Below are 26197 nucleotides of genomic sequence, written 5' to 3'. Positions count from 1 at the left end.
TATTGACCGGGAAGACGCGAGCGCGGTGCGCGTAAGATCGCAGAGCGTGGATTCTCGTGTCGTGGCGACCAGTGTGGGTTCTCGTGTTCTGGCAATCCTCGCCACGGCGGCGCTGCTCGTCACCGCGTGCTCCCGCGAGCATCCCACCGGGGGGCACCCCGCAGGAGAGCAGCCGGCCAAGGGCCGTCTTTCCTGGAGCGACTGCGGTGACGGGTTCGAGTGCGCGGAGCTGGCGGTGCCGCTCGACCACGGTCAGCCGGACGGGGAGCGGATCGCCATCAGCGTGACGCGGTTGCCCGCGAGCGGCGATCGAATCGGTTCGCTGGTGGTCAATCCGGGCGGTCCGGGAAGTTCCGGCGTCGACTACGCCAGGGCCGCTGATCTGATCGTGAGCGACGAGGTGCGGGCGCGGTTCGACATCGTGGGGTTCGATCCGCGGGGCGTGGGGCGTTCCGCGCCGGTCGAGTGCGTGAACGATGAGGGCCTCGACGCGTTCATCGCCCTGGACACGACGCCCGACGACGCGCGGGAGCGGGCGGAGCTGGAGCGGGCGTCGCGCGAGTTCGCGGCGGGCTGCCAGGCCAGGTCGGGGCGCCTGCTCCCGCACGTGGGCACGGTGGACGCGGCCCGCGACATGGACGCCCTTCGGGAAGCCCTGGGCGACCAGAAGCTGACATACCTCGGCAAGTCCTACGGCACGTTCCTCGGCGCCATATACGCCGACATGTACCCCGGCAGAGTCCGAGCCCTGGTGCTCGACGGCGCCCTGGACCCGGCCATCTCCCGGTTCCAGCTCAACACCGACCAGGCCGTGGGCTTCGAGACCGCGTTACGCGCCTACGTCGAACACTGCGTGGGCGGCCTGGGCGGCGCCAAGTGCCCGTTCCGCAGCCGGGACACCGGTGCCGCCCTGGCGGAGATCACCGCCCTACTGGGCCGTACCGACACCCGCCCCCTTCCGGGCGGCGACCGCCAGGCCACCGAGGCCCTGGTCACGCTCGGCCTGGCCACGCCGCTCTACAGCCGCACAGGCTGGGCCTCCCTCTCGGAAACGCTCAGCCGCGCCTTCGCCGGCGACGGCACGCAACTCGTACGGAACGCCGACCAGCTCCTCGACAGGCGCGACGACGGCCACTACTCCAACCAGACCGAGTCCAACATGGCCATCAACTGCATGGACAGCCCGTACCCGAGGAACCCCTCCTCCTACGCCACGGCCGCCGCCGACGCGGCCAGGAAGTCACCCCGGTTCGGCGCGTACTTCATGTGGAGCTCCCTCCCGTGCGCCTACTGGCCGGCCAAACCGACGTTCGAGAACCACCCACTGCGCGCCAAGGGCGCACCCCCGATCCTGGTCGTGGGCACCAAGCGCGACCCCGCCACGCCCTACCCCTGGGCCGAGGCGCTGGCGCGCCAACTGGAGTCCGGCGTGCTGCTGGGCGTCGACGGCGACGGTCACACGGCCTACAAGAACGACTCGGCCTGCGTGGACGATGCCGTGGACCGTTACCTCCTCACCAGAGCAGTGCCCCAGAACGGCACGATCTGCCCAGGGATCGGCTAACTGGGCTGGAGCGAGGACCCTTCGGGCTCCTGTAGACTTCATCACGCCGTCCGGCACGCCGCCTTAGCTCAGTCGGCCAGAGCACTTCACTCGTAATGAAGGGGTCTCGGGTTCGAATCCCGAAGGCGGCTCCAGGTCAAAGGCCCTCCCGGTTCGTCCGGGAGGGCCTTTTGGATCTTGTACAGCTGGAAAGTACAGCAACGGGGTCAGTCGCTGTCGAAGCTGCTGTTCAACCGGTCGAGTGCCTTGCGGGTTTCCGGCGATGGGACCTGCGTGTATACGTCCATGGTCACCGAGATCTGCGAGTGCCGAAGGATGCGCATCGCGACCCTCGGGTGAACGTCCAGGGCCGCGAGGAGCGACGCGCAGGTGTGGCGGGTGTCGTGGACTCGAATGCGCGGGACGTCGGCGTTGCGGCAGTGCATCGCGAAGGAGCGGTTGAAGTTGCGCGGCTCAACCGCTGTGCCCCACCGGGTGGTGAAGACGAGGCCGGTCTCCTGCCAGCGGTCGCCGGCCTCGTCGCGCGCCTTCTGCTGGATCTTCTGTCGGTCGCGTAGGGCGGACACGCAGAGGCCGAGCAGGGGGAGGGATGCGGTTGAATCCTCGGTCTTGGTCCTCTCACGGTGCAGCAGCTTCCCGTGCACACGTGTGAGCTGATGGGAAATCGTCAGCTCCTCGCCGTCCAGGTCGACCTGATCCCACGTCAGGCCCAGGGCCTCCCCACGACGAAGCCCGAGGAGCAGGACCAGGACGTACGCGGCGTAGAGGTTCGCTGACGGCCCGGAGATGTTCGAGGAAGCGCCGGGCCTCGTCGACGTTCCACACGCCGTGCTGGCGCTTCTGCTTGGTGCTCTTGCTCGCGTTCGGGAGAACAGTCAGTGCGGCGACGTTTTTGATGATCAGTTCTTCACGTATCGCGTTGCCAAGGGCGGAGCGGAGGACACGCCGGATGCTGGCGATGGTGCCTCGTGAGGGGTGGTCCTTGCAGCATGCACCCTTGGAGCAGCAACGACGCTTGCCCTCGGGGCGCCTGTGGTCCTTCTGCTGATCACAGCAGGTGCAGAGTGTCGGCAGCTTGGTGAGCCAGGTCTGGACGTCACGGACGCTCAGCTTGTCGAGCCGGTGCTTGCCCAGGCCGGGGATCATGTAGAGACGGACGAGGGCCTCGTATCCGGCATAGGTGGTCGGCTCACGGTTCGGTTCGATGACCTCGGCGAGCCAGCGCGTGAGGTAGGCCGCAATGGTCTCGTGTTTCGTCGCTACAGGCCCCTTGCGGGCCTGCTCGTGGAGCTTGAGCCACTTCTCGTGGGTCTCCTCGCGGGTCTTGCCGTAGGCCCATTTGCGGGTCTTCTTGCCCTCGGGGGTGGTGACCCAGACGTAGCCGGCCCAGCCGTTCTTGTACGGGAAGATCGAGCCCTCGTTGTTGGCGCGGGTCCGGCGGGTTTTGCGAGGGCGCTTGGGCTCTTCGTGAGTGGTGGTCTTGGGGGGCATCAGGCGGCCTCCTCGCAGAGTCGGGTGACGTAGGCGTCGAGGGCTGTGGTGGGGATGCGGCGGCAGCGTTCGCCGACGAGGACTGAGGTGAGTTCGCCGGAGCGGAGGAGGTTGTAGAGGGTCCACCGGCTGACCTTGAGGAGTGCCATCGCTTCGGGCACGGTGAGGAGTTCAGCGCTCATGCGCGGCTCCGGGACTGTTGCGGGTGAGGGCGGCGACAAGGAGTAGGTCTCCGGCGGAGTGGCCCTTGCCCGCGTAGGTCCATTCGCTGATCACGAGAACCGTGTCGTCGTCGAAGAGGGGCAGGCGGCCGGTGGTGACGTCATGGTCGCGGGCGTGGTGTTCGCGGGCGGCGCGGAGGTCGCCGAGGGTGGGGCCGTAGTGGCGGCTTCGGGTGGAGAAGTGGCCGCGGAACCCGAGCATGTGGGCCCATTGGGTGAGGCGGAGGTCGGCCAGGTCGTCGATGGCGCCGAGGCGGAGGCATTCGGTGATGAGTCGGCGGGCGTGGTCGCGGAGGTTGAAGGCGTCGAGGTTGTCGAGCGGGTTGATCCGGCGGTCCAGGGTGCCGACGCACTCGGCCGCTTTGGTGGCGTACTTGGCCACGTAGCCGGCGACTGCTTGTTCGGTGAGGTCGCCGTCCACGGTGATGGGGCGGATGTCGAGTTGGGTGCCCCACTTGAACAGGCGGGCGGGTTGGTCGTCGATGGCGGGGACCAGGGCGCTGACAACACGGGCTGCGTGCCGTACGGCCTGTGTCAGTGTGTCGGCGGTGGCCCAGGTTGGTGGCGATTCGGTGGGACCGCCGGGGCCGTCGAGGCGGATGACGGCGTGGAAGTGGACGACGCCGCGCCGCTGGTATTCGGCGACCTTGGCGAAGGAGACGGTGAGATGGTGGCGGAGGTCTTTGAGGGCTAGGACGCCGCGTTTAGCCAGGTGGCGGCGTAGGGAGTCGGCGAAGCGCTTCCACAGCAGCGGGGCCAGGGCGTTGAACAGGACCGAGCCGGTGTGGTCGTAACAGTCTGGGCAGAGCGGTTCGCCGAGCCGCGCGTCATCCGCGTTGTGCTTGGTGGTGCAGGACATGACGCGTCCGTGCGGGCAGGTTTCGGCATCGCGGCGGGGGTGGCAGGGCAGGGCCTTGCCGCCCTGCTCTCGGTGGGCGTGCACGGTGCCGAAGGACGGGGCGGTGAGGGTGACGAACAGCGTCGGGTGACTCGTGACTGTGTTGGGAACGCCCTTGCCGCCGATGAGGCCGGCGCGGATGAGGTGGTAGGTGTCGGCGCGGTAGACCTCGGCGCAGGACGGGCAGCGGGAGGCGCGGCGTGTCTTGCAGGGCACGCGCAGGACGCCTTCCGGCTCGGTGCGGGTGGTGTAGCGGTGCAGGAGTTGGCCGGTGGCGCGGTCGTAGTGGTCGACCTTGCCGCGCAGGTGGATGGGTTGGCGGCAGCCGCCGGTGCGGTGGATCTGGGCGGCCCAGCGGTCGTAGTCGGGGCTGTTGAGCCGGGCGATCATGCCCGCTTTGGCGTGTGGGTGCGCGTGGGCGTGGGTTGCAGGCAAGATGGAGACCTCCTTTCACTCGTTCGGGTGGAGGGATGGCCCCCGACCTGGCGTGTGTCTTGGCGGATGTGCGGCCAGGCCGGGGGCGCTGCGCCTATGGGGCGCCGTGGTTGTCGATGCCGGTGCCGTCGCAGTCGAGGCAGCGGGTGTTGTCGGTGGTGAGGCCGGTGCCGTTGCAGGTGCAGCAGCGGTAGTGGATCACCGTGAGCGGCTCGTCCATGGCGGTCAGGTCTTCTCGCGTGGGTGTGTGGTGACGTAGATGCGCCAGTGGCGCGGTTTGGTCCGGTCGGCGTAGGCGCGTGAGACGCCGGAGACGGTGAAGTTCAGGCGCAGCCGGTACAGGGCGTCGACGAGTTCGGCGCGGGTGCCGTCGAGGCGGATACGCATGATCAGTTCCTCCCTTCCGTCAGGTGGTGGGTGTGGGGTCGGGTTGGATGCAGCCGTGGTAGCTGTCGTCGGCGTCGTGGCGGGCGCGGGCGGCTGCGGGGATGGCGGTGAACGAGTAGCGGACGGGGCCGAAGCTGAGGCCGGTCGAGTAGTGCCCGTACGAGTTTGTGGGCTTGCTGATCTCGGCGCCGAGCAGCGCGGCGATCTTGTCGACCTCGGCGCACATCTCGGCGTCGGAGCCTCGCGCCGGGAACTGGTTGAGGGTGACGTGCGGCAGGTGGACGGGGATCTCGGGGTGGGCGGTCAGGAAGTCGGCGAGCTTGCGCAGGCCGGTGATGAGGTCGGTTCGGTCGTCGTTCATGGTCGGTCTCCCTTCGTGATCAGGCGAGTTGCAGGGTGTGGAGTAGGTCGGTGGCGAGCTGGGTGGAGATACCGAGGCGGGCGCGTAGGGCGTCGCGGGTGATGGGCGTGCCGTGGCGGGTGTGGTGTTCGTCGGCGATGCGGCGGGCGTAGTCGACCAGCGCAGGGGCCGGTCCCTCGCGGCGGGTGTCGTTCTCGGCGTCCTGACGGGCCGGCACAGGAGTCGAGTCGTGAGACGAGGCCGGGACGAGCGCCGTCGACGGCGCAGGGGTCGGAGAGGATTCGGGAGGGGCGCTGGTGGCGCGGCGTTCGAGCATGGAGACGGCGATGAGGAAGGCGCCGGCCGGGGTGGCCGCGGTGATCCAGCCCCACATGGTGGGGTCGGCTTGTTGCAGGTTGGCGGCCAGGGACAGGGCGATGCCGCCGGTCAGGACGAGGACGGGCCAGGAGAGGGGGCCGCGACGCTGTCGGCCGGTCTTGTTGTCGCGTTGGCGTTCGCGGGCGGCCATGACGCAGGTGAGGTCGATGCAGACGGCGATGGCCCAGGACATCCAGCCGGTTTGGCCGTGTTCGGTGGCGGTGTCGCGGATGTGGGTGAACGATCCGGCGCCCGCGATGAGTGCCAGGACGAGGACTGGTCCGGTGTCGAGGAGCCAGCTGGTGATGCGTCGCATCGTGCACCCTCCTTTCGGTTCAGGCGTTGGCGTGTTCGGGCAAGTGGGCGGTGATCTCCTCCCAGGAGGGGGTGAGGTGGGCGTGGGTGTGGGCGGCGTGTTCGGCCCTCTGTTCGCTGACGTAGAAGGATCGGGCGCGGTACCAGTGGCCGTCTTGGCCGGCGACGATGGCGACGCCGGGGGTTTCGGCGGGGATGGCGCGGGCCGAGGCGAGCGCGGCCGGGTCGAGGTCGCCGAGTGTCATGGTCGCTGTTTCGGGGTCGTTGACCCGGTGGCAGACCCGTCCCGAGCACTGGGCTCGGAGGGCGGTGACGCCGGGGCCGAGGTCGGAGCCGATGCGCTGGCCGCAGCAGAACAGGTAGATGCCGAACGCCCGGCCGAGCTGGGCCACCCGCAGCAGCGCGGTCGAGGTCTTGGCGATCTCGTCCTTCTCGCTCTTGTCGGCCATCAGGTACAGCTCGGCGAGCTCGTCTACCAGGACCACGACGGGCAGCGGGCGCAGGGCGGGCGGGAGTTGCCAGATGTTGCGGGCGGAGGCTTGGCGGCACAGGCCCATCCGGTCGAGCATCAGCGCGACCAGGTCGTCCAGCAGTAGTCCGGCTTCGTCGCGGCAGGTGGCCAGGGCTGACAGGCGAGGCGCGTACGAGGTGAACTCCACCCCGCCCTTGAGATCGATCCCGACCAGCGCTACGGGTTGCGGGGCGAGGCCGACGATGAGCGCGTTGGCCAGGTTGGACTTGCCGGACTGTGTCGCCCCGGCGTTGAGCCAGTGCGGGACGGTCTTGAAGTCGACCACCCACGGCCCGCCCGTCTCCAGACGTCCCACGGTGACCTTGAGTAGGTCGGTCGAGGGGGGGAGTTGGTCGACGGTGACCAGCGGGTCGCGCATGGTCGCGGCCAGGACGACCCGCCCCGGGCCGGGGGAGGAGACGCGGATGGCGTGTACGCCCCAGGAGTGGGCGAGCCGTTCGGCGGCGTCGGTGTAGTCGCCGGGTGTCTGGCCTTCCAGGGTGTGGAGGGTGACGCGCCAGCCGTGCCGTGTGGGCAGCGGTAGCCACATGAACGGTTTGGTGTCGACGGCGACCCGTTGGAAGCGGCGTTTGACTTTGACGATGCCGGTCGAGGCGATCAGGCCGGGGACGGTGGTGAACCACCAGCGTTGCCGCTTCTTGGTCAGCCCGCACCCCAGCGCGACCCGCCGCCACGATGTACGGACGGAGATGGCGGCGATCGGGTAGCCGAGGAGCAGCCAGTACGACGGGTGGTGCCAGCGGCGCCAGGCCCACAGCCCCACCCCGGCAAGGGGGAGGGCCGCGAGCCAGGCCAGCAGGTCAGACACCGGCGGCCTGCCTGATCGGCAGGAGTGCCGAGGCGCGGTATGAGATGCCCCACCGGCCGGACAGCTCCCACACGTAGCCGACCAGGCCGGTGGCGTTGACCGGGTCGCCGGCGGTGATGGGCGGCTCTCCGGTGATGCCGATCTTGACGAGTTCGATCCGGCCGAACTCGTCCTCGACCGAGACGGTGACCTCGTAGACGGTGTTGCCGTTCTTGTCGGTCTTGATCTCGCCGGTGTCCTTGTTGAGCACCCGCGGGCGGGGTGCTTTGACGCAGGTGATGGTGAGTTTGCCGGTGTCGACCGGGATCGGGATGGTGCGCATACGGTGTGACCTCCTGTTCGTCGTAGCCGACATAGTTAACTAGGTTGGCTCAGATGTCAATGTTGGCGTGGCTGGCTTGGTGTGGTGAGATTGACGCGATGGTCAAGCACACCGGGCGACCCGGCTACCTGCAGATCGCCGACGATCTCCGCACCCAGATCCGAGGCGGCGCTCTGGCGCCCGGCACCCCGCTGCCGTCCACCGCCCAACTCGCCGAGCAGTACGACGCCTCCCTGAGCGTGGTGAAGATGGCCGTCGGCATCCTGCGCAACGAGGGCCTGGTCATCGGCCAGCAAGGCAAGGGCGTCTTCGTCCGCGACGAGACCGACACCCCACCCGCCGGCGACGCCGCCGGTGATCTGGCGGGCGAGGTCGCCGAGTTGCGCACCGCCGTACAGGATCTGTCGGCACGGCTGGCGAAGGTCGAGGAGCAGTTGACTACGTCCACGACACGCCGTTCCTCACGTGGCAGCCGGTGACCTTGCGCGCCAGCGACGCCGACGCGCCGTTCGCCTGACGGCGCAGGGTCATGGCCTTGTCCTCGCGGCGGATGCCGACCAGGACCATGAAGTAGCCGACCAGCAGCGCGACGCCGAGCAGTCCGGCGGCGATCAGCGGGAGCCAGCTCACGTCCAGCTCACCCCCGCCGCGGCGACGGTGCGGGGACCGCGCGAGGGACGCCGGGATTCGGCCCGCCGCCGGGTGCGCCGGTTCCTGGCCCGCTGCTTGCGCGTCCAGCGCTCGCGCGCCAGGCACTTGGAGCACTGCACCTGACCCTCGGCCAGCGCGTTGCCGCACTCGCACGCGGGCGTCTCGTCCAGGAAGCTGATCATGTTCGTCATGGGGCATCTCCTCCTTCGGTTGGGGGCCGGTGTGGCGTTGTGCAACCGAGAATGCGGCGGAGAGCCAGGACGAGATCACTACACGACGGGACATGTTCAAGACGTCCGGCCTACGATGTTGCGGTCCCCGGACGTCCCTACTGGGCAGGTGAGATGGCCAACGAACGGCTACGCGCGGCGCTTCTGCACAAAGGCGTGACCATCGCCGACCTGGCCGAGGCGATCGAAGTCGACCCCAAGACCGTGGAGCGATGGATCACCAAGGGGCGCGAGCCGTACCGAAAGCACCGCTTCGCCACGGCCTCCTACCTGGGCGTCGACGAGTCGTACCTGTGGCCCGACGCCCTGTCCCGCGACCAGGTGGCCGCAGCCTCCCACAGCGAGGTCATCGCGATCTATCCTCATCGTTGGACTGTCCCCCGGGACATCTGGGGACGCCTGTTCGCGGGGGCGTCGGAGGAGATCAACGTCCTGGTCTACAGTGGCCTGTTCCTCGCCGACGACGCCGGCCTGGTCCGCCTGTTCGCCGACAAGGCCCGCGCCGGGGTACGGGTGCGCATCCTGCTCGGCGACCCCGACAGCCCAGAGGTCGCCCAGCGCGGCGCAGACGAAGGCGTCGGCGACAGCATGGCCGCCCAAATCCGCAGCGCCCTGGTCTTCTACCTGCCCATCCGCGGCATAGAGAACATCGAGATCCGGCTGCACGACACGATCCTGTACAACTCGATCTACCGTGCCGACGACGAATACCTGATCAACACCCACGTGTACGGCACCCGCGCCGGCAACGCCCCCGTCCTGCACCTGCGCCGGGTGGCCGGAGGCGACATGGTCGCCACCTACGCCGACAGCTTCGAAAAGGTGTGGGCCAAGGCCACCCCGGTAGAGTCCTGAACCATGGGCAGGCGCATCGACTTCCACCACGACCCCACCGCGCCCAAGCCCAACAGCCTGGTCCCGTCCGTGAACGTCATCGTCACCAACCAGGCCGGCGACCTGCTGATGATCCACCGCACCGACAACGACAACTGGGCGCTGCCCGGCGGAGCCATCGACCTCGGCGAATCTCTGCCGCAGGCGGCCGTCCGCGAGACGCTCGAAGAGACCGGTATCACCTGCGAGATCACCGGCCTGTCCGGCACCTACACCGACCCCGCACACATCATCCTCTACACCTCCAACGGCGAGGCCCGCCAAGAGTTCTCCATCGTCCTCACCGCCCGCCCCACCTCCGGCAGCCCGACCCCGAGCAGCGAGTCCCGCGAGGTGCGATGGGTGCCCCGCGACCAGGTCCTGGTCCTGCCCATGGCCGCCTCGATGCGGATGCGGATCGAGCACTACCTATCCGGCAGCGGCCTGCCGCACATCGGCTGATCAGAGCGGCTTCCACGCCACCCAATCGTTTGCTCCGCAATGGAGTACCTGGCTCTTACCAGAGCGGAATCCGTCAGCTTCTGCCGGAGCTCTCGGCGTACCTGGGGAAGACCGCCGCAGCCTCCTCCACCCCTGACTCTCCCTGCCCGCCACCCTGGTACTGACCTGCGGCTGATCATCTAAGACGCAGATTTGAGCGGTGAGGGGATCTTCCGGTGCGCAGGTGTTGCTCGCCGGTGCCCTTACGGAGGACGTCGGTCCCGTTACTGAAAACGATCTTTACTTTTATTTGCGGCTTATGTGATGATCACTCCGTTTTGCCCATCTCGCCCGAAAGGCCGGAGTGAAAATACGACCACCAGCGTCCGGCTTACCCGCACGGACGCGCCGCCACGCCGCCCTGATCGCTGCTTTGGTGCTACCCGTATCGCTGATGGCCGCGCCCGCGATCGCCCAGGGGCCCACGCCATCCCCCAGCCCCACCGCTCGGCCGACAGGCACCGACACACCAACCGGCGCCGCCTTGGCAAAGGCCAAGAAGGACAACAAGCGCGTCGAGATCGAAGCGCTGCGCTCGGAGACCGGCACCTACTACGCCAACCCCGACGGCAAGACCCTGCGCGCCGAGCTGTCCAGTACTCCGGTCCGGGTCAAGAAGGACGGCGCGTGGCAGCCGGTCGACCCCACGCTGGTCGAGGAGGGCGGCGTGCTGCGGCCCAAGGCGAGCGAGGGCGACCTCGAGTTGTCCCCGGGCGGTGACTCCACCGCCGTCAGCTACACCGACGACAAGGGCCGGACGGCCATCGCCGCGCCCACCACGCTGCCCAAGCCCGTGGTCAAAGGCAACACCGCTACCTACCCATCGGCTTACGGGCCGGGCACCGACCTGGTCGTCACCGTAACGCCGAGCGGCTTTCGACATGACGTTGTCATCCGGCAGCGTCCCGCCAAGGACGTCAAGCTCCGCGTGCCGATGCGCCTGCCCAAGGGGCTCAAGCTCGGCAACGGCCCCGACAAGGCCCCCGGCGTGCTGGACGCCAAGGGCAAGCAAGTCACCTCCTTGGGGCAAGCGACCATGGTGGACGCCGCCGCGCTGAAAGACCCCGACCAAGGGCTCATCGGCCAAGCATCAGCCGAGATCGAGCGCACGGCCGACGGCGACAGCGTCGTGTTCACCGCGAAAGCCAGCTTCCTCACCGACCCTGCCATTGCCTACCCGGTGACCGTGACCACCGCCAGCGAAACCTGGGAGGGCACCGGCATCGCCGGCGACACTCACGTCAGCAACGTCAAGCCCAGCGGTCAGGAGAACAGCACGCTGCCCTGGCTACTGGCCGGCCGATCTCACAGCGGCTCCCAGACCCATCGCAGCTACATCCGCTTCAATATCCACGGCACCCCGCTCGAAGGCGGCACCGTCCACAACGCCGACCTGCGCCTGCACAACCAGGACTCCCACACCTGCACCGACACCGACAGCCCCGGCGTCGTCGCCCACCGCATCACCACCGACTGGAACATCGCCACGCTCACCTGGAGCAACCAACCGTCGATCACCACCAGCGGCCAATACGGAAACAAGGGCGCCTACAGTGCCACTCGCTGCCCCGAAGGCGAAGGCGAACTCTACTTCTCCATCGAGCAGATGGTCCAAGCCTGGATGGACGGCCAACCTGACAACGGCGTGCGACTCATCTCGGCGAGCGAAACCGTCGCACAGAACTGGCGCTACTACCGCTCTGACGAATACGGCGGCTACGACACCTACCCCTTCACCCCCCGCGGCCCCGTGCTCTTCATCGAATATGAGCCGGCGGCGGTGCCGATGCAGGCGGTGTACGTCCGACCGCGCAGCAGCTCCGCGCCCACCCTCGATGAGGTCTTGGGCCACATGGACGACTCGGTGGACTACGAGCCGGCCGATCCCGACGCCGTCACGCCCACGCAGCTCGAGAGCGACGCTGAACAGTCCACGGAGGCCGTCGGCTCCATGCTGAAGGATGCCGCTCTCCCTGATGGCATGACGCCAGAGGAGACTGAGCGGTGGAGCAACCCAGACATCGGGGAGGACCCGATGCAGTCCCCAGCGCCCAAGTCGGCCGTAGCCCATTGGCTGTTCGACGAGGCCACCGGCACCACAGCGGCCGATTCCACGGTCGAAGGCAACAAGGCGACCCTGAAGAGCGGTACGACGTGGATCCCGGGCAAGACCGGTACGGCACTGTCGAACACTCCCGCCGCCGACCAACCGCTGAGCCAGGCCACCGCCGAGGCGAGGCGCGCCGCCGCCCTGAAGGCGGTCAAGCAGGACAAGCGGGTGGAGGTTCCCGAGGAGACTTCGGAGACCAGCATCACGTACGCCATGCCGGACGGCCGTTCGTTCACCACGGAGGTGACCGCGGGCCCGATGCGAATCAGGCGCGGCAGCGCGTGGGTTCCCATCGACACCACCCTGGCGGAGCGGGACGGTGTGCTGAAGCCGAAGGCGATCGCAGGCGGGACCTCGGTCGAGATTTCCACCGGCGGCTCAGGCCCGTTCGTGACAATGACGCGTCCTCAAGGGAGGACTTACGCGCTGTCCTGGCCGACGCCACTCCCGAAGCCTACGGTTAAGGGGGGAGTAGCCACGTTCACCGACGCTGCTGGTAAGGGCGGCGACCTTGTCGTGACTTTGTTGCCGACCGGGTTCCGGCATGACGTCGTACTGCGTGAGCGGCCCGCCAGGCCACTGGAGCTGCGCATCGGCGTGGAGAGCACCGGCCTGACGCTCTCGGAGGGCAAGGGCGGGCGCCTGCTGCTGACGGACAACGACAAGCAACTCGTCGCCTCGGCCGCACAGCCGGTCATGTGGGACGGCAGGGCGAAGGGTCGTAGGCCATTGGCCAAGAGCGCCAAGGTCAACACTGATGTTGTCGCCAAGCAGGGGCACACGGAGCTGGTGCTCAAGCCAGACCACGCGTTCCTGACCAATACCGACACCATCTACCCCGTACGGGTGGATCCGACGGTAGCGCTGCCGCTTAGCTCCGACGTCGAAGTGAGCTCCAGTAGCGACGCGGACTGGCCGGCCGACCCCACGAGCCCGTTCATGATGGCCGGCACCCAGGCCGGTGGCTTCAAGTACCGCGTGCACCTGAAGTTCGACACCGCCACGCTGCCGGGCAGCACAGTGACCGACGCCAAGCTGTCCATGAACACCATCGACGCCCAGAACTGCGGTACCACGGTCGGCGCGGGTATCCAGACCGCCCGCCTGACCAGTGCCTGGGATCCGGACAACGTGCACTGGGACAACACGCCCGCGTTCACCACCGAGGATGCATCTACTAACACCAAGGGTGTAAACCAGAACTGCGCCACCTGGCCGGACGCCATGGAGTGGAACGTAACCGGCATCGCCCAGGACTGGGCAGCCGGGGCGGCCAACCACGGCCTGGTCCTGAAGTCGCCCGGCGAGGACAACGTCAACAACTACCGAGTGTTCACCGCCTCGGAAGACACCGACTTTGCCATCCCGCCCAAACTGACCATTACCAGCAGCGGCCCGGCTTCTTCACCCTCCGCCAGTGCGCTGGCGATCACGCCATCGCAGGTTGTAGGCGGCACGACAGTGGCAGGCTCGCTCACCCCGCAACTGGCCGCTACTGTCGCCGACACCGTGAGCGGTGACCTCACCGGCGAGTTCGAGATCGAGCATGACCCGGCCGCCACGGGGCAGGGAACCGGCCAGATCTGGGCAGGAGCCTCGGCAGCGGTGCCCTCTGGAGGGCAGGCCGTTGTCACCGTCCCGGCGGGCAAGCTGACCGACGGATGGAAGGTGCGCTGGCGTGCCCGAGCCGTCAACAATGCCGCGGCGACCGCGTCGGCCTGGTCGGCCTGGCAACTGGCCACCATCGACGTGCCCGATCTGCCCTCAGGGCCGTCTGTGAGCGCTCTGCAGGTCACTCCCTCGGCTCTGGTTGACGGCAAGACCACCACGTCCAGTCTCACCCCCCAGCTACGGGCTCAGGCGAACGATCCAGCAGGCGGGACGCTTCGTGCTGACTTCGAGATCGAGCACGACCCAGCCGCACCACAACAGGGCAGTGGGCAGATCTGGGCCGGCAACGCCGACAATGTGACGGCCGGAACGCAAGCCTCGGTGACCGTCCCGGCCGGGAAGCTGGCGGACGGATGGCTGGTGCGCTGGCGTGCCCGTGCCGCTTCGGCCACCGCGACCTCGCCATGGTCGGACTGGCAGCTTCTGACGGTCGATCCGGCGAATGTTGGCGATGAGCCACTGGCCGCCGTGGACACGCCCGTCATCCGTACGGACGAGAGTTTCGCCATCGCCGGCTGGGTCCGTCTCGATGACCGAGACGGACGCTATACGATCGCCGAGCAGAAGGGCACCAGCACCGCTCCCTTCCATCTCGGTGTCGACCCGGCTCACGGGTTGGTGTTCACCATGAAGCAATCGGACTCGGCGACGAGTTCCGAAGAGGGAGCCGTTTCCGAGACCGCTCCTCCCGTGGGCGAGTGGTTCCATCTGTCAGGTTCCTATGACGGAGACTCCAGGTCCCTGTCCCTGTATCTCAACGGAAACCTGATCAAAACGCAGACGATCAGTTTCCGTCCCTGGCATGCCGACGGCCCTTTCACCATAGGCACGGTCCTCAAGGGCGGTATCGACGACCTTTGGGTCTTCCCCCGAACGCTGTCTGCGGCCGAGGTGAGCGAGCTCTACGCACACCCGGGAGAGACGGCGAGCCCGGTCGCTACAACCAGCGCGTCGCGCGTATCTGTCACGTCCCGCGAGTCGAGAGAGACGAAGGGGGCCACCCCGCTGGCGGCGAACCCCTTGCCGTGGCCCACAGGGAAGTCCCACCCACTTCGGTACACAAGCTATGAGCAATGTGACGCCGACGTGGCTAGGGCGGCACCGCGGTTCACCAACTTCCGCAGCCGATTCTCCGGATGCTATTCCGGACAAGTGGTCGCGGTGGATGCAGAGAGGGTGAACAATGTCCTGACGGTCAAGGGCACTGTCAAGGGGGACATCACCCTCCTAGTGGATGCCGACCAGAGCAGCCGCGCGGTCGTGATCCAAGCCAAATTCGACAACGTTGTCGGCAGCGGAACGCTCGCGACCACGTCTGTGGGGCTGAAGCTCAAGCCGAAGGGCTATCCGGACAGCACGCACTGTCAACCGAAACAGACTTCGCCGTTCGGCCCGAACCTCCGGGAGAAGCCCCAAGCATCCTGGAATTCCAGCCCGGTGGAAAACTGGGGGATGAGCTCCAGCGCGGTTGGCGCGGAAGGTAAGGACCTGAAGGCGACCTGCCGCTTCTCTCTGCTGGTCAAGGTGACGCCGATCGGCAGCAAGACCAGGTATGTCAACCTCTGGACGAAGGCAGGGGTCAGCGACAAGGAGTTCCAGGTTCGCTGTGATTCCGCGGCGTACGTGTACACCCCTTCCGACGGCTGCGTCTTCACCTATCTCAAGCCCTACATGGAGATGAGGCGGAACGATGTCAACGACAAGGGCCAGACGTGGGAGGAGCAGTACGACCACATCAGGAAGGCACTGACAGACCCGAACAGCTCGCCCACCTACCCGGCTCTCGGCGGGCCCTCCTATCCCCATTCGGCCGGACGGCGTAAGGACATGCCCGGAGGATCTCCGCAGAGACCGATTCACCGTATCGTGAGCGACCCGCTCTACGATCTCAACGCCGCGCAACGAACCAAGTCGGAGGCGGTATGCCACAGGGAGATCGCGAAGACGTGGATCAGTGACGTCAAGTACGACCCGCTGGCCAAGAACTGCGACGAATTCCCCTTCGCCTCGACCGACGAGGGATCCCTTGGGGCGAATCCCGACTTCAACTACTCGGTCCGGTTGATCAGGGCCACCCATAACCAGGCTCACGGCCACGTCCTGGGGGCCTGGTACGGAAACAATCGCATCCTGAAGAGGGATGGATTCTGGGTCAAGTTGTCCTAGGGTGACTCGAGGGGTGCGGGGCGGCTGCGTCCCGTACCCCTCTTCCCAATCGGAGTGCGGATACGGACGAGGAGCGCTGGAGTGGAGATCACCTATGCCGATGTCGACTGGCTTGCCCATGGGTGGGAGCTGGGCGACGTGTGGTGTCTGACCTTCGTGCGAGACCTCGATGATGCAGAGGCACTACGGCGGTTAGGTGCCTCCGAGGAGAGCATCCGGCCGCTGAGCTACCAGGAACTGATGGACGAGGGATTGTTCCCTCACACGGTTCTTGCTGGGCGTCTTGTGGGTTGGGTCGTTCTCATCGAGCGGAACGGCAGCGAGGCGACAGAGCCCGATGCCTTGCGAGCGCTGTCGGCCGGAACGGAGGTCGTATCCGTATTGCGACACGACTACGCGAACGACATGTTCGTGTACGCCATCGACGGGGAGCGGCTGACCTCCTTCGATCCGAGGAAACCCGGATGGCGGTATGGCAGCGATCCGGATCGCCTCCTGAGCGTGATGCGGGAGGCCGGCCTCGATCCCACATACGTCCCGGGAGACTACGTCCCGCAAGACGAGGACGACGGCGAGGACGAAGACATCATCCCCATTCTTCCGACAGTGAACGGAGCACTGACGCTCGCAGCCCGGCTAACCGGCGTTGTGTTGTCCCAGGAAGTGTTGCACGGACCGCTACTGGGCGGTGTTGTCGGCTCCCAGCGCTAACCATAATTGGCCAGAGGGGTGCTGGCCGGCTGGGGCATCATTGCCATAACCATCTACGCAGGCTCTGCCACTCGGCAGCAACGCATCAGCGTCGTGCACGCTCCAGCGCCGCCTCTACCACCCGGACGGAGGACACGATGCACGGCGTTGCCGCCGTGATCGAGCGGCTCACCACATGGTCACGGCCGTATCGAAGATGGATTTCCGCCAGCCGATCCCGCACGTCCAGGTGCCGGCCATCCGGATCGGTCGTCATGTCGCAGTAGGTCAAAGCCCGAGCCAGGTCCGGCCGTTCCGTGTCGAACTCGGCCGCCAGCACGTCGAACAGGTCCCGCTGCCGCGCCTCGTTGTCCGCGCACGAGTGGTAGGCCACCAGCCGACACAGCCGACCCTCGGCACCGGCCACATCCCGCAAGTGCCGGGCGCCATCGAGTTGATGCATGCCCGTGTCGACCAGGTCCGGGGCGTATCCGATGTCATGCAACAGCGAGGCAGCGATCAACGCATCGGTGTCCGCACCGAAAATCGGAGCCAGGCTTTCGGCCCGCTCGGCGACCCCCTGCGTGTGCGCCCACCGCCGGGGCAACACGGTCGCCAGCAAGTCTTTCGCCAGCCCGTACGCCCACTCAACCTGTCCCACGAGCCACACGATAGACATCAGGGACCCATGCCCACCTATACGGGAGGTGAGACGTCCCAGGACGTCTCACTCTCCCGCCCGGCATTCGCGCTCTACGCAGACGAACCGTCCCCGGCCGTGCTCGGCCACGACCAGGCCCTCCCGCTCCAGCACGGCCAGAGCCTGCCGCACCGTGTTGCGCGAAGCGGCGAAGCGCCGCCGCAACTCGGCCTCGCTCGGCACAGCAGCACCCGCAGCGAGCTGCCGACGCTGGATCTGCTCGCGAAGCTCAGCAGCGATCACCTGATACCGGTACGGCGCCGCCGCCCCGGCACCGCACACCACCCGCCCCTTGGACGGGATGGTGACCAGCAGCCCCTCGTCCTCTAGGATCGCCAGCCCACGCCGGACCGTGTTGCGCGCGACCCCGAAGCCCCGGCCCAACGCCGCCTCAGACGGCAGCGCACTGCCCGGCGGGAACTCCCCCGAGGCGATCCGCTTCCGCAGCCGGTCGGCGATCTGCGTGTAGACCCGCCCCCCGGTCAACCACCGCTCGCCGGCCACCGTGTCAGCCGCGGTGGGCATCGATCATCTTGCTCAGATCAATACTGAGCTCGCCCTGCTCACCCTCCCGCCACCCCTCGCGGGCGGCTTGCACGATCCGGTCCACTGCGGCGGGCATCTGCAGGAAGGACACCCGCTCGTCGCCCTGATCGCCCCAGTAGAACCAGCAGAACGGCAGCTGCACAAATACCCGCCGCATCCGGCACCGGCTGTCGGTCACGTCCAAGGCCGGCCGCCCGTCCTGCGCCACCACCAGCACCGCCGTGATCTCCCGCACGGCCAGCTCCCTGCCAAGTGCGGTCAGCAGCCGTTCGGCGTACGCCCGCTGCTGCTCTTTGACTGTCTTGCTCGTCGGCATCCTCGTTCCTCCTGACGCGCTCCCGATTCGGTGTACGCGTCGAGGTTCACCCCGAGGACGGGGGCGAGAACACCACAACTTAGGGACGTCTGGGGACGTCTGATGTTAACGTCGCTGCACAAGACCGTTTCGAGCAGGCGGAGCCCATGAACAACAACTTGCGCTACGCCATGGCGGCAGCCCGGCTCACCACGACCGACGTAGCCGCCGCCTTAGCCGTCGACCCCAAGACCGTCGCCCGCTGGCTCAAGGGCCGCACCCCTTACCCTCGCCACCGATGGGCCCTCGCTGACCTCCTCCACGTCGACGAGGCAGACCTCTGGCCTGAGGTCGCCCAACGGCATCAAGATCTGACCGACGGCGTCGAAGCGATCTACCCACACCGCTGGTGCGTCCCCCACAGGGTGTGGCGCAACCTATTCCAAAGAGCGACGGCACAGATCGGCATCCTCGCCTACAGCGCCCTCTTCCTCGCCGAAGACCGCGGCCTCCTCGACATCCTGACAAGCCGCGCCAGCACGGGCGTCAATGTCCGCATCCTCCTCGGCGACCCAGACAGCCCCGAAGTCGCCTGCCGCGGAGCAGATGAAGGCATCGGCAGCAGCGTAATGGCCGCACGGATCACGAACGCACTCACGCTCTACCGGCCACTCCTGGGCGTCCAGGGCGTCGAGATCCGGTTGCACCGCACAGTGCTGTACAACTCCATCTACCGCGCCGACAACGAGCTCCTGGTAAACACCCACGCCTACGCCACACCAGCGGCTGACGCTCTCGTCATGCACTTGCGCCGGACTGATGAAGACGGCCCAGCCAACGCCTACCTCGCCAGCTTCCAGAGAGTGTGGGATGACGCCCAGCTCGTCCACCAGGAAGGCTGACACAGCACCGGGTCAGAAAGAAGCAAGATCAGAAAGCAACTTCTCTGTACGTCATCAAGGCGCGAGCCGCCTGCGGCGCCCCGCGCGCGTCGGGCGGACGTTGGCCGCGCTGCGGCTCTGCGGCCGGTCGCGGCCAACGCCGCCCACGCAATCATGCGCACTTTCGGATGACCTGAAACTCCCGATAATACAAACCGAATGCCAGCTATGCGATGTCATAGGCATCAGGTTTGCGCAAAGTGTTGCGTATGATTTGCGGGACGTTAAATGTCGGGGTTCGGTGATTGGGGCGATGTGGACAAGCGGCTTGCTGATCTGGCGCGTTCCTCTGCGAACTTTGGGCGGTTGTTCACTCATAATCCGCTTCTTGCGCTCTATGGCGCCCAAGCCGAAGCGGTTGTGTTCACCGACTCGAATGCCGCGTTGGTTCACACTCGCCAGTTCGGGGAGGTGTTGGCCGAGGAGCTGATCACCCGCGCGGGTCTGCGTGTGTCGGGGGACCATCAGGTGCACCGTGTCGCGGCGCTGGCCAACGCGGGCATGCTGACCCCGCCCGTGCGCGTGGCGTTCGACACCTTGCGCCAGACAGGCAATCAGGCGACCCACCGGCACATGTTCGACACGTCCCGAGCTTTGGAAGGCATTCGGGTCGCATGGGAACTGGGGGTCTGGCTTCACCGAGCGCTGTCGGGGGACCGAACAGTTACCGCTTTTGTTCCGCCAGTCGAGCCGGAATTGGTGAATCCGGCCGAGATCACCGAGCTCCGCAAGGCCCTAGAAGCAGACCGAGCAGCCCTCACCGAATCGCAGTTGAAGCTCAATCAGGTCGCCGATCTCGCGCAGGAGCATGAACGTGCACGGGTCGTGGCCGACTCCATGGTCGCCACGGCTCAGTCTCGACATGAGGAGCTGCGAGCGCAGAACGAGGCGCTGCTGGCCGAGCTGTCGCGGCTCCGCGCCGCCCAGCAGGCGAGCTTCAACGCGCTCAAGACGGACCCGAAGAAGGTCTCTTCGACCGACCGAGCCACCATCGTGGAACGCGCGCTTCGTCCCGCGCCGCTGAACGAGGTACAGGCCCGGCGGGTGATTGACGAGAAGCTGGCCGAGGCTGGCTGGCTGGTCCAGGACGTAAGGAACCTCAATCCCATTGCCGGATGTGGCGTCGCCGTTCGAGAGTTCCGTCTCGCATCCGGTACGGCAGACTACGTACTCTATGTGGACGGGAAGATCGTCGGGGTGATCGAAGCAAAGCGCGAAGGCGAAACCCTGAGCGCGGCCCAGGCCCAGAACGCCCGCTACGCCGCCGACGCTCCCAAAGAGCATTCTCTCGCGGCTTGGCGCAGGGAGGAGCCCTTCGCGTTCCGCTACGCGACCACTGGCACGGAGACGGTCTTCCTCAATCGCCTTGATCCGCAAGCCCGCACCCGCGAAGTCTTCTCCTTCCACCGCCCGGAAACTCTTGCCGAGTGGATGCGGGAGGCCGACGACCTTCCGGAGGCCCCCACCTATCGGGCCAGACTCAAGCACCTGCCGATTCTGGAGACCAGCGGGCTACGTCCCGCGCAGGTCGAGGCCATCACCGGCCTCGAAGCCTCCCTTGCCAGTGACAAGCCGCGTGGACTGATCCAGATGGCGACCGGCGCCGGTAAGACGTTTACCGCCGTGACCGAGACCTACCGGTTGCTCAAGCATGGCAAGGCCCGCAGGGTGCTGTTTTTGGTGGATCGGAACAACCTAGGCCGGCAGGCTCTCGGGGAGTTCCGCAACTACGTCACCCCGGACGACGGACGGAAGTTCAGCGAGCTGTACAACGTCGAGCGTCTGGCAGGAGACCACATCCAGGATTCCTCCAGCGTGTTGATCTGCACGATTCAGAAGATGTACGCGCTGCTGCGGGGCGAAGCGGTGGTGAACGACGACACGGCGGATGATGCGGCGGAGGACACCGACGCTCAGTATGAGACAGACGCCCCGGTCAGCGTCGAATACAACCCGCGGGTCCCGCCCGAGTCCTTCGACCTGATTGTGGTGGACGAGTGCCACCGCTCGATCTACGGGCTCTGGCGCGGGGTACTCGACTACTTCGACGCGCACGTCGTCGGGCTGACCGCAACCCCGACCAAGCAGACCTTGGGCTTCTTCCGTCAGAACCTGGTCTCGGAGTACACCTACGAGATGGCTGTCGCGGACGGGGTGAATGTCGACTTTGACGTAGTGCGCCTGTCAACGAAAATCGGCGAAGAAGGCTCGCTGATCGAAGAGGGCACCACGGTCAAGGTCCGCAACCGCAGGACACGCGCGCAGCGCCTAGAGCAGCTCGACAACGACTACGTGTACAACAACCGGCAGCTCGGGCGCACGGTCATTGCCGAAGACCACATTCGTACGGTGCTTACGACCTACCGTGACAACTGGAGACGCTGGTTCTCTGACCGTGAGGTGCTGCCCAAGACCCTTATCTTCGCTGCGGACGACAACCACGCCGAGGAAGTGCTCGACCTCGCCAAACAGGTCTTCGGACAGGGTGACGAATTCGCCACGAAGATCACTTACAAGGTCCGGGCCGCAGGAAAGAACCCCGATACCCTGATCAATGATCTACGGCATGACGCCGCCTTGCGCATCGCCGTGACCGTCGACATGATCGCCACTGGTACCGACGTCCGTGCTCTGGAATGCGTCATCTTCTTGCGTGCGGTTCGCAGCGCGGTGCTGTTCGAGCAGATGAAGGGTCGGGGTGCGCGGACTCTTGACGCCGAAGAGCTGCGCGACGTGACTCCCGGAGCGAACGATCAGGTTTCCAAGACTCGATTCATCCTGCTTGACGCGGTGGGAGTGACGGACTCCCCATTGGTGGACTCCAAGCCGCTGATGTCCGCCACCGAGAAGCAGATCAGCTTGGAAAAGCTGCTCAAGAAGTGCGCTACCAAGGCAATCAATGTCACCGAGGCCGCTGCGCTGGCAGGCCGTCTATCTCGGCTCAATCAGCAGATCACTCCTGAAGAGCGTGAAGAACTCGCCACCGTCGGTGGTGGGGTCCCGATCGTCGCGCTTGCCCGCGGCATCGTCAGAGCCATTGACCCCGACGCTCAAGAGAACGCCCGTCTGGAAGGTGGTGCGGTTGCGGCCCGCAAGTTGGTCGAAGACGCGATTGCACCGCTCACCGGAAACCCGGCCTATCGGGACCGCATCCTGGAGATTCGCCGCGATCACGACATCACCTATGACGAGACGACCAAGGACGATGTGCTCAGCCTGGTCGAGATACAGCGCGAAGAGCGCGCGGGCTCCATGGTCGGGTCCTGGCATGAATTCCTAGAGGAGCATCGCGACGAGATCACCGCGATCCAGGTCCTGACCGAGAGCCGGGGCGGCGGACACGATGCCCTAGCCAAACTCAAGGACCTCGCCGCCCGAATCAAGCGACCGCCGCATGTCTGGACTCCCGACATCTTGTGGGACGCCTACGAAACCCTTGGCAAGGCCACGGACTCACCCCGGGGGAACGCCGAATTGCCCGATCTGGTTAGCCTGATCCGCTACGAGCTCGGCATGGACAGCGAGCTCAAGCCCTACCGCAGCGTAATCGAGGAGCGTTTCGCCGCGTGGTTGGCCCGCCAGGAACAGGCTGGCGCCGAGTTCACTGCTGATCAGCGGTGGTGGCTGGAGCAGATCCGCGATGTCGTCGCTATTGGCGTTGGCATCACGGTCGAGGACATCAAGGGCGTACCCTTTACGCAGCGCGGCGGCCAGGCCGGTCTGATCCGCGACTTTGGCGGCAGGGACGCCGCTCGTGACCTGATCGCCGAGATGGATCGAGAACTGGCTTGAGCGAGACGTTGCCGCCCGGTTGGGCGGAAGCATCCCTAGCTGACCTGATTGCTGCAGATGGTGTTTTTGCGGATGGCGACTGGGTTGAAAGCAAAGATCAAGATCCTCTTGGCGAAGTCAGGCTTGTCCAACTTGCCGATGTAGGGGATGGCGCTTTTCGTGACCGCAGCGATCGATCGCTAACTACTGATAAAGCCGCAGAGCTCCGATGCACCTTCCTGCAGCCGGGCGACATCCTTCTTGCACGCATGCCGGAACCGCTTGGTCGTGCATGCATTTACCCGGATATTAAGCGTCCAGCCGTTACTGTTGTAGATGTATGCGTTATTCGTCCCGGGAGAGAAAGCGTCGATCCCAGGTGGCTCATGTGGTCTCTTAATTCGCCTAGCGTGCGTGAGCAGATTTCTTCATACCAATCGGGAACCACACGAAAGCGAATCTCACGGAAGAACTTGGGGAAGATTCGACTTCAGGTCCCGCCCTTGGCTGAGCAACGCCGGATCGTCGAAGCACTCGAAGACCATCTGTCTCGGCTTGATGCGGCTGTGGATTACCTCGCGGCGGCGCATTCTAAGAACGATGCACTTTGGCAATCTGCGCTCGACGACCTGATAACCGATGCCGCCACTCAGGGCAGCGAGCTATCTATCGCCGAAGTAGCCGAAGTGCAGGGCGGTATTCTTAAAAACCCGAAGCGCAAGCCGACGACCAACAAGTTTCCGTTCCTGCGGGTAGCCAACGTGCCGCGCGGTAGTCTCGATCTTGAAGACGTTCATGAGGTCGAGCTCTTTGACGGCGATCTAGAGCGATGGCGACTTCAAGCCGGCGATCTGCTCGTAGTAGAGGGTAACGGTAGTCCCGACCAGATAGGACGCGCCGCGATGTGGCGTGACGAAATCCGCGATTGCGTTCACCAGAATCATTTGATTCGAGTCAGACCAGGACCGCGAGTTAATGGCGAATTCCTGGAATTTATATGGAACTCATCCTATGTCTCGGCCAGCATCCGTGCAGCTGCGATCAGCACCAGCGGTCTACATACTCTGAGCACTCGCAAGGTCAAGGGGATCAGAATCCCTGTGCCGCCGCTTGCCAAGCAACAGGAGTATCTAGCTGCGATGCAGGAATGGCGGACACAGACAAACCGTCTTGCAAAAGCCATCTCAGCGCTTCGGCATGAGGCGGTCGTTCTCCGCAAATCACTGCTTCAAGCGGCGTTCACTGGGAAACTAGTTCCACGAGATCTGACAGACCAGCCAGCGACAGAACTGCTAAAACGGATCGACGCCGAACGCGCTGGCCAGCCAAAAGCAGCCCGCACCCGGAAGCCCGCTGCCGCCAAGAAAGTCCTCTCGCCACCGAATACCACGATCGTGCCCATTGGCATTCAGGAAGAGATTGCGCTGTGACAGTTGAAATGCCTTCGAGTACGAGTGCTGCAGTAGTGCAGACTGAGACAAACTCGCTGATCGCGAAACTGTGGAACTACTGCACGGTGCTGCGTGATGATGGTCTCTCGACAATCGACTATGTGGAGCAGCTCTCATATCTGCTTTTCCTGAAGATCGCTGACGAACAGTTCCAGAACGACCTGGCTGATGTCCCCAGTCGGCTCGTGGCGGAGCACCTGGGCTGGTCTTCCTTGGTTGCAAAGAAAGGCGAGGAACTTGAGCGGCACTACCGACACGTTCTGATCGAGTTGGCGAAGAACCCGCATACAAACCTTGGCACGATCTTCGCCAAAGCCCAGAATAAGATCACAGATCCCGCAAAGCTCCAGAAGCTCGCTGTGGACTTGATCGGCAAGCAGGAGTGGGCCGCTGCCGGGGTGGACATCAAGGGTGACGCGTACGAGGGGCTGTTGGCGAAGGGGGCTGAGGACGTCAAGACCGGCGCAGGTCAGTACTTCACCCCCCGCGCGCTGATCAATGCGATCGTCGAGGTCACCAGACCCACTCCGGATGACACGATCCTCGACCCGGCCTGCGGCACCGGCGGATTCCTGATCGCTGCGCACGCATACATCGCCCGCGAGTACCAGGGCCGGATGACCAAGACGCAGCAGGATCATCTGTCCTTGGGCGCGATCCGAGGTGTCGAACTGGTTCCGGGAACCGCGCGCCTGGCAGCAATGAACATGATCCTGCACGGAGTCGGCACAAGCGACGGCCCATCCCTGATCGACGTGCGCGACGCACTGGCGAAGCAGCCCAGTGGCGATGAGCGAGTATCCCTGGTGCTGGCCAATCCGCCGTTCGGTAAGAAGTCTTCAATCACTGTGTACGGTTCGGACGGCCGATTGGACAAGGAAGACATCTCGTACGACCGCACCGACTTTCGCTCCACCACAACGAACAAGCAGCTCAACTTCCTGCAACACATCATGTCGGTGCTGAGGATTGGCGGTCGGGCCGCAGTCGTCCTGCCAGACAACGTGCTGTTTGACGGCGGAGCAGGGGAGGCGATCCGAAGGCGGCTGCTCAAGGAATTCGACGTTCACACACTACTACGCCTACCGACCGGGATTTTCTATGCCGGAGGCGTGAAGGCGAACGTACTCTTCTTCGACAAGAAGAGCCCACGAACTGATAGCCAGCCCTGGACCACAAAACTGTGGGTTTATGACTTCCGAGTCGGCCAACACTTCACCCTCAAGACCCGGCCGATGCGTCGAGCGCACTTGGATGACTTCGTCACCAAGTACCTACCAGGCAAACCGCGGAGCGAGCGGGTCGAGTCTGAGCGATTCAAGATGTTTGAAGTCGACGAACTACTCAAGCGCGACAAGGTGAATCTGGACATCACCTGGCTGAAAGACCCAGCGCTGGAAGATGCAGATAGCCTGCTACCTCCAGCAATGATTGCCCGCGAGATCGTCGACGACTTGCAGGCCGCGCTCAACGAGTTCGCAGCCATCTCCGAGGCTCTGGGCGAACCTGTGGCAGACGAGATCCAGGCAGATACCGGGCTTCCTCTTTAAGCCTTCACCTCCGTACAGGTTGGGGTGATCGGCCGCCGACGCTCCGGATCGGCTTGCCATCGGATGCCGTGCGGGTGGGGATCACAGCGCGGCTCCTCACGACCCGTACCTTCGGCGGGGCTCGGAATCGAGGGTGATGACAGGCGTTTACGTAGCTCACAGCAGGCATGCCACAGGTGCTACCACCGTCTCCCAAGGAGGGTGTTCTTGCTGCCGCGTGGCTTCCGTTCCTCGGGCCTCGGAGGCCCTGCGGTACGGTCCACTTGCCACCGGACATGCGGGTTCTTGTCAACGGCCAAGTGCGTGTCGCCGCTGATGGCCATGTAGAAGTCCCCGGGTCTTCGTAGTTGACTACTTCTT

25 protein-coding genes and 1 tRNA gene are annotated in these 26197 nt (G+C 65.5%); 11 read left to right on the top strand and 15 right to left on the bottom strand.

All coding sequences use genetic code 11. The features are described from left to right. Positions 1–46 precede the first annotated feature (46 nt). Both DQW85_RS42215 and DQW85_RS42210 read left to right on the top strand, forming a co-directional pair. Positions 47–1564, top strand: a complete 1518-nt coding sequence (locus DQW85_RS42215; RefSeq protein WP_240197783.1) for an alpha/beta hydrolase — start codon at positions 47–49, stop codon at positions 1562–1564. Positions 1565–1621: 57 nt separating this feature from the next. Continuing rightward, positions 1622–1698: transfer RNA gene (locus DQW85_RS42210), tRNA-Thr, on the top strand. Between the two features lie 72 nt (positions 1699–1770). Here the strand turns inward: DQW85_RS42210 and DQW85_RS46285 are convergent. The 10 genes from DQW85_RS46285 to DQW85_RS42170 all read right to left on the bottom strand — a co-directional run bounded on the left by DQW85_RS46285 (position 1771) and on the right by DQW85_RS42170 (position 7691). Further along, on the bottom strand, positions 1771–2277 hold the full coding sequence (locus tag DQW85_RS46285) for a tyrosine-type recombinase/integrase (protein WP_205315821.1): 507 nt from the start codon (positions 2275–2277) through the stop codon (positions 1771–1773). Beyond that, entirely contained in the window at positions 2183–3055 is an 873-nt protein-coding gene (locus tag DQW85_RS42205; RefSeq protein WP_205315820.1) for an N-terminal phage integrase SAM-like domain-containing protein, read from the bottom strand. The genes DQW85_RS46285 and DQW85_RS42205 overlap by 95 nt, the downstream gene beginning before the upstream one ends. Beyond that, positions 3055–3237, bottom strand: coding sequence for a helix-turn-helix domain-containing protein (locus DQW85_RS42200; protein WP_113705349.1), 183 nt, complete (start codon positions 3235–3237; stop codon positions 3055–3057). Before DQW85_RS42200 ends, DQW85_RS42205 begins: the two co-directional genes overlap by 1 nt. Further along, positions 3227–4564, bottom strand: a complete 1338-nt coding sequence (locus DQW85_RS42195; RefSeq protein ID WP_113705348.1) for a replication initiator — start codon at positions 4562–4564, stop codon at positions 3227–3229. Before DQW85_RS42195 ends, DQW85_RS42200 begins: the two co-directional genes overlap by 11 nt. 139 nt (positions 4565–4703) lie before the next feature. Next, positions 4704–4829 (bottom strand): hypothetical protein, encoded by a 126-nt coding sequence (locus tag DQW85_RS47850; protein WP_275888310.1) that lies wholly within the window; start codon positions 4827–4829, stop codon positions 4704–4706. A gap of 5 nt (positions 4830–4834) precedes the next feature. After that, on the bottom strand, positions 4835–4996 hold the full coding sequence (locus tag DQW85_RS42190) for a DUF3970 family protein (protein ID WP_113705347.1): 162 nt from the start codon (positions 4994–4996) through the stop codon (positions 4835–4837). A gap of 19 nt (positions 4997–5015) precedes the next feature. Then, positions 5016–5357, bottom strand: a complete 342-nt coding sequence (locus DQW85_RS42185) for a hypothetical protein (RefSeq protein WP_113705346.1) — start codon at positions 5355–5357, stop codon at positions 5016–5018. 19 nt (positions 5358–5376) lie between these two features. Beyond that, positions 5377–6030, bottom strand: a complete 654-nt coding sequence (locus tag DQW85_RS42180; protein ID WP_113705345.1) for a DUF2637 domain-containing protein — start codon at positions 6028–6030, stop codon at positions 5377–5379. Positions 6031–6049: 19 nt separating this feature from the next. After that, a complete protein-coding gene (locus tag DQW85_RS42175; protein WP_113705344.1) occupies positions 6050–7369 on the bottom strand; it encodes an FtsK/SpoIIIE domain-containing protein in 1320 nt (439 codons plus the stop codon). Then, complete coding sequence (locus DQW85_RS42170) at positions 7362–7691, bottom strand: SCO3933 family regulatory protein (RefSeq protein WP_113705343.1); 330 nt, start codon at positions 7689–7691, stop codon at positions 7362–7364. Before DQW85_RS42170 ends, DQW85_RS42175 begins: the two co-directional genes overlap by 8 nt. 98 nt (positions 7692–7789) lie before the next feature. Here DQW85_RS42170 and DQW85_RS42165 point away from each other — a divergent pair, with 98 nt between their 5' ends. After that, positions 7790–8170 (top strand): winged helix-turn-helix domain-containing protein, encoded by a 381-nt coding sequence (locus DQW85_RS42165; RefSeq protein ID WP_113705342.1) that lies wholly within the window; start codon positions 7790–7792, stop codon positions 8168–8170. On the opposite strand, the gene DQW85_RS42160 is transcribed toward DQW85_RS42165, so the two are convergent. Beyond that, the gene (locus DQW85_RS42160; protein ID WP_113705341.1) at positions 8130–8321 is read right to left on the bottom strand and encodes a hypothetical protein; all 192 of its coding nucleotides are present in this window, start codon (positions 8319–8321) and stop codon (positions 8130–8132) included. The two genes, DQW85_RS42165 and DQW85_RS42160, sit on opposite strands and share 41 nt — an antisense overlap. Next, positions 8318–8533 (bottom strand): hypothetical protein, encoded by a 216-nt coding sequence (locus DQW85_RS42155; RefSeq protein WP_113705340.1) that lies wholly within the window; start codon positions 8531–8533, stop codon positions 8318–8320. Before DQW85_RS42155 ends, DQW85_RS42160 begins: the two co-directional genes overlap by 4 nt. A gap of 153 nt (positions 8534–8686) precedes the next feature. Between DQW85_RS42155 and DQW85_RS42150 the strand changes: the two genes are divergently transcribed. The 4 genes from DQW85_RS42150 to DQW85_RS42135 all read left to right on the top strand — a co-directional run bounded on the left by DQW85_RS42150 (position 8687) and on the right by DQW85_RS42135 (position 16604). Further along, positions 8687–9427, top strand: a complete 741-nt coding sequence (locus tag DQW85_RS42150) for a helix-turn-helix domain-containing protein (RefSeq protein ID WP_113705339.1) — start codon at positions 8687–8689, stop codon at positions 9425–9427. Positions 9428–9430: 3 nt separating this feature from the next. Next, positions 9431–9907, top strand: a complete 477-nt coding sequence (locus DQW85_RS42145) for an NUDIX hydrolase (protein WP_113705338.1) — start codon at positions 9431–9433, stop codon at positions 9905–9907. A gap of 433 nt (positions 9908–10340) precedes the next feature. After that, positions 10341–15893, top strand: a complete 5553-nt coding sequence (locus tag DQW85_RS42140) for a DNRLRE domain-containing protein (RefSeq protein WP_113705337.1) — start codon at positions 10341–10343, stop codon at positions 15891–15893. An 81-nt stretch (positions 15894–15974) separates the two neighbouring features. Beyond that, positions 15975–16604: a DUF6461 domain-containing protein gene (locus DQW85_RS42135; RefSeq protein ID WP_113705336.1), complete on the top strand. Its 630-nt coding sequence runs from the start codon at positions 15975–15977 to the stop codon at positions 16602–16604. 85 nt (positions 16605–16689) lie between these two features. On the opposite strand, the gene DQW85_RS42130 is transcribed toward DQW85_RS42135, so the two are convergent. The 3 genes from DQW85_RS42130 to DQW85_RS42120 form a co-directional block, all read right to left on the bottom strand. Then, positions 16690–17244 carry an HD domain-containing protein gene (locus DQW85_RS42130; protein WP_240197782.1) on the bottom strand — a complete coding sequence of 185 codons (555 nt, stop codon included), beginning with the start codon at positions 17242–17244 and terminating at the stop codon, positions 16690–16692. A gap of 66 nt (positions 17245–17310) precedes the next feature. Further along, positions 17311–17808 (bottom strand): GntR family transcriptional regulator, encoded by a 498-nt coding sequence (locus tag DQW85_RS42125; RefSeq protein WP_113705334.1) that lies wholly within the window; start codon positions 17806–17808, stop codon positions 17311–17313. Next, positions 17792–18145: a hypothetical protein gene (locus DQW85_RS42120; RefSeq protein WP_113705333.1), complete on the bottom strand. Its 354-nt coding sequence runs from the start codon at positions 18143–18145 to the stop codon at positions 17792–17794. Before DQW85_RS42120 ends, DQW85_RS42125 begins: the two co-directional genes overlap by 17 nt. Before the next feature lie 146 nt (positions 18146–18291). On the opposite strand from DQW85_RS42120, the gene DQW85_RS42115 reads away from it, so the two are divergent. From DQW85_RS42115 to DQW85_RS42100, 4 genes are all read left to right on the top strand, one after another. Beyond that, a complete protein-coding gene (locus tag DQW85_RS42115; protein ID WP_113705332.1) occupies positions 18292–19026 on the top strand; it encodes a helix-turn-helix transcriptional regulator in 735 nt (244 codons plus the stop codon). A gap of 267 nt (positions 19027–19293) precedes the next feature. Further along, positions 19294–22857: a DEAD/DEAH box helicase family protein gene (locus DQW85_RS42110; RefSeq protein WP_113705331.1), complete on the top strand. Its 3564-nt coding sequence runs from the start codon at positions 19294–19296 to the stop codon at positions 22855–22857. Further along, positions 22854–24266: a restriction endonuclease subunit S gene (locus tag DQW85_RS42105; protein WP_162795814.1), complete on the top strand. Its 1413-nt coding sequence runs from the start codon at positions 22854–22856 to the stop codon at positions 24264–24266. Before DQW85_RS42110 ends, DQW85_RS42105 begins: the two co-directional genes overlap by 4 nt. A gap of 35 nt (positions 24267–24301) precedes the next feature. Further along, a complete protein-coding gene (locus DQW85_RS42100; protein ID WP_205315819.1) occupies positions 24302–25837 on the top strand; it encodes a class I SAM-dependent DNA methyltransferase in 1536 nt (511 codons plus the stop codon). The last annotated feature ends 360 nt before the right edge of the window (positions 25838–26197 follow it).

The sequence above is a fragment of the Nonomuraea lactucae genome (assembly GCF_003313395.1).
Classification (GTDB): domain Bacteria; phylum Actinomycetota; class Actinomycetes; order Streptosporangiales; family Streptosporangiaceae; genus Nonomuraea; species Nonomuraea lactucae.
This window is presented reverse-complemented; position numbering and strand designations above follow the sequence as displayed.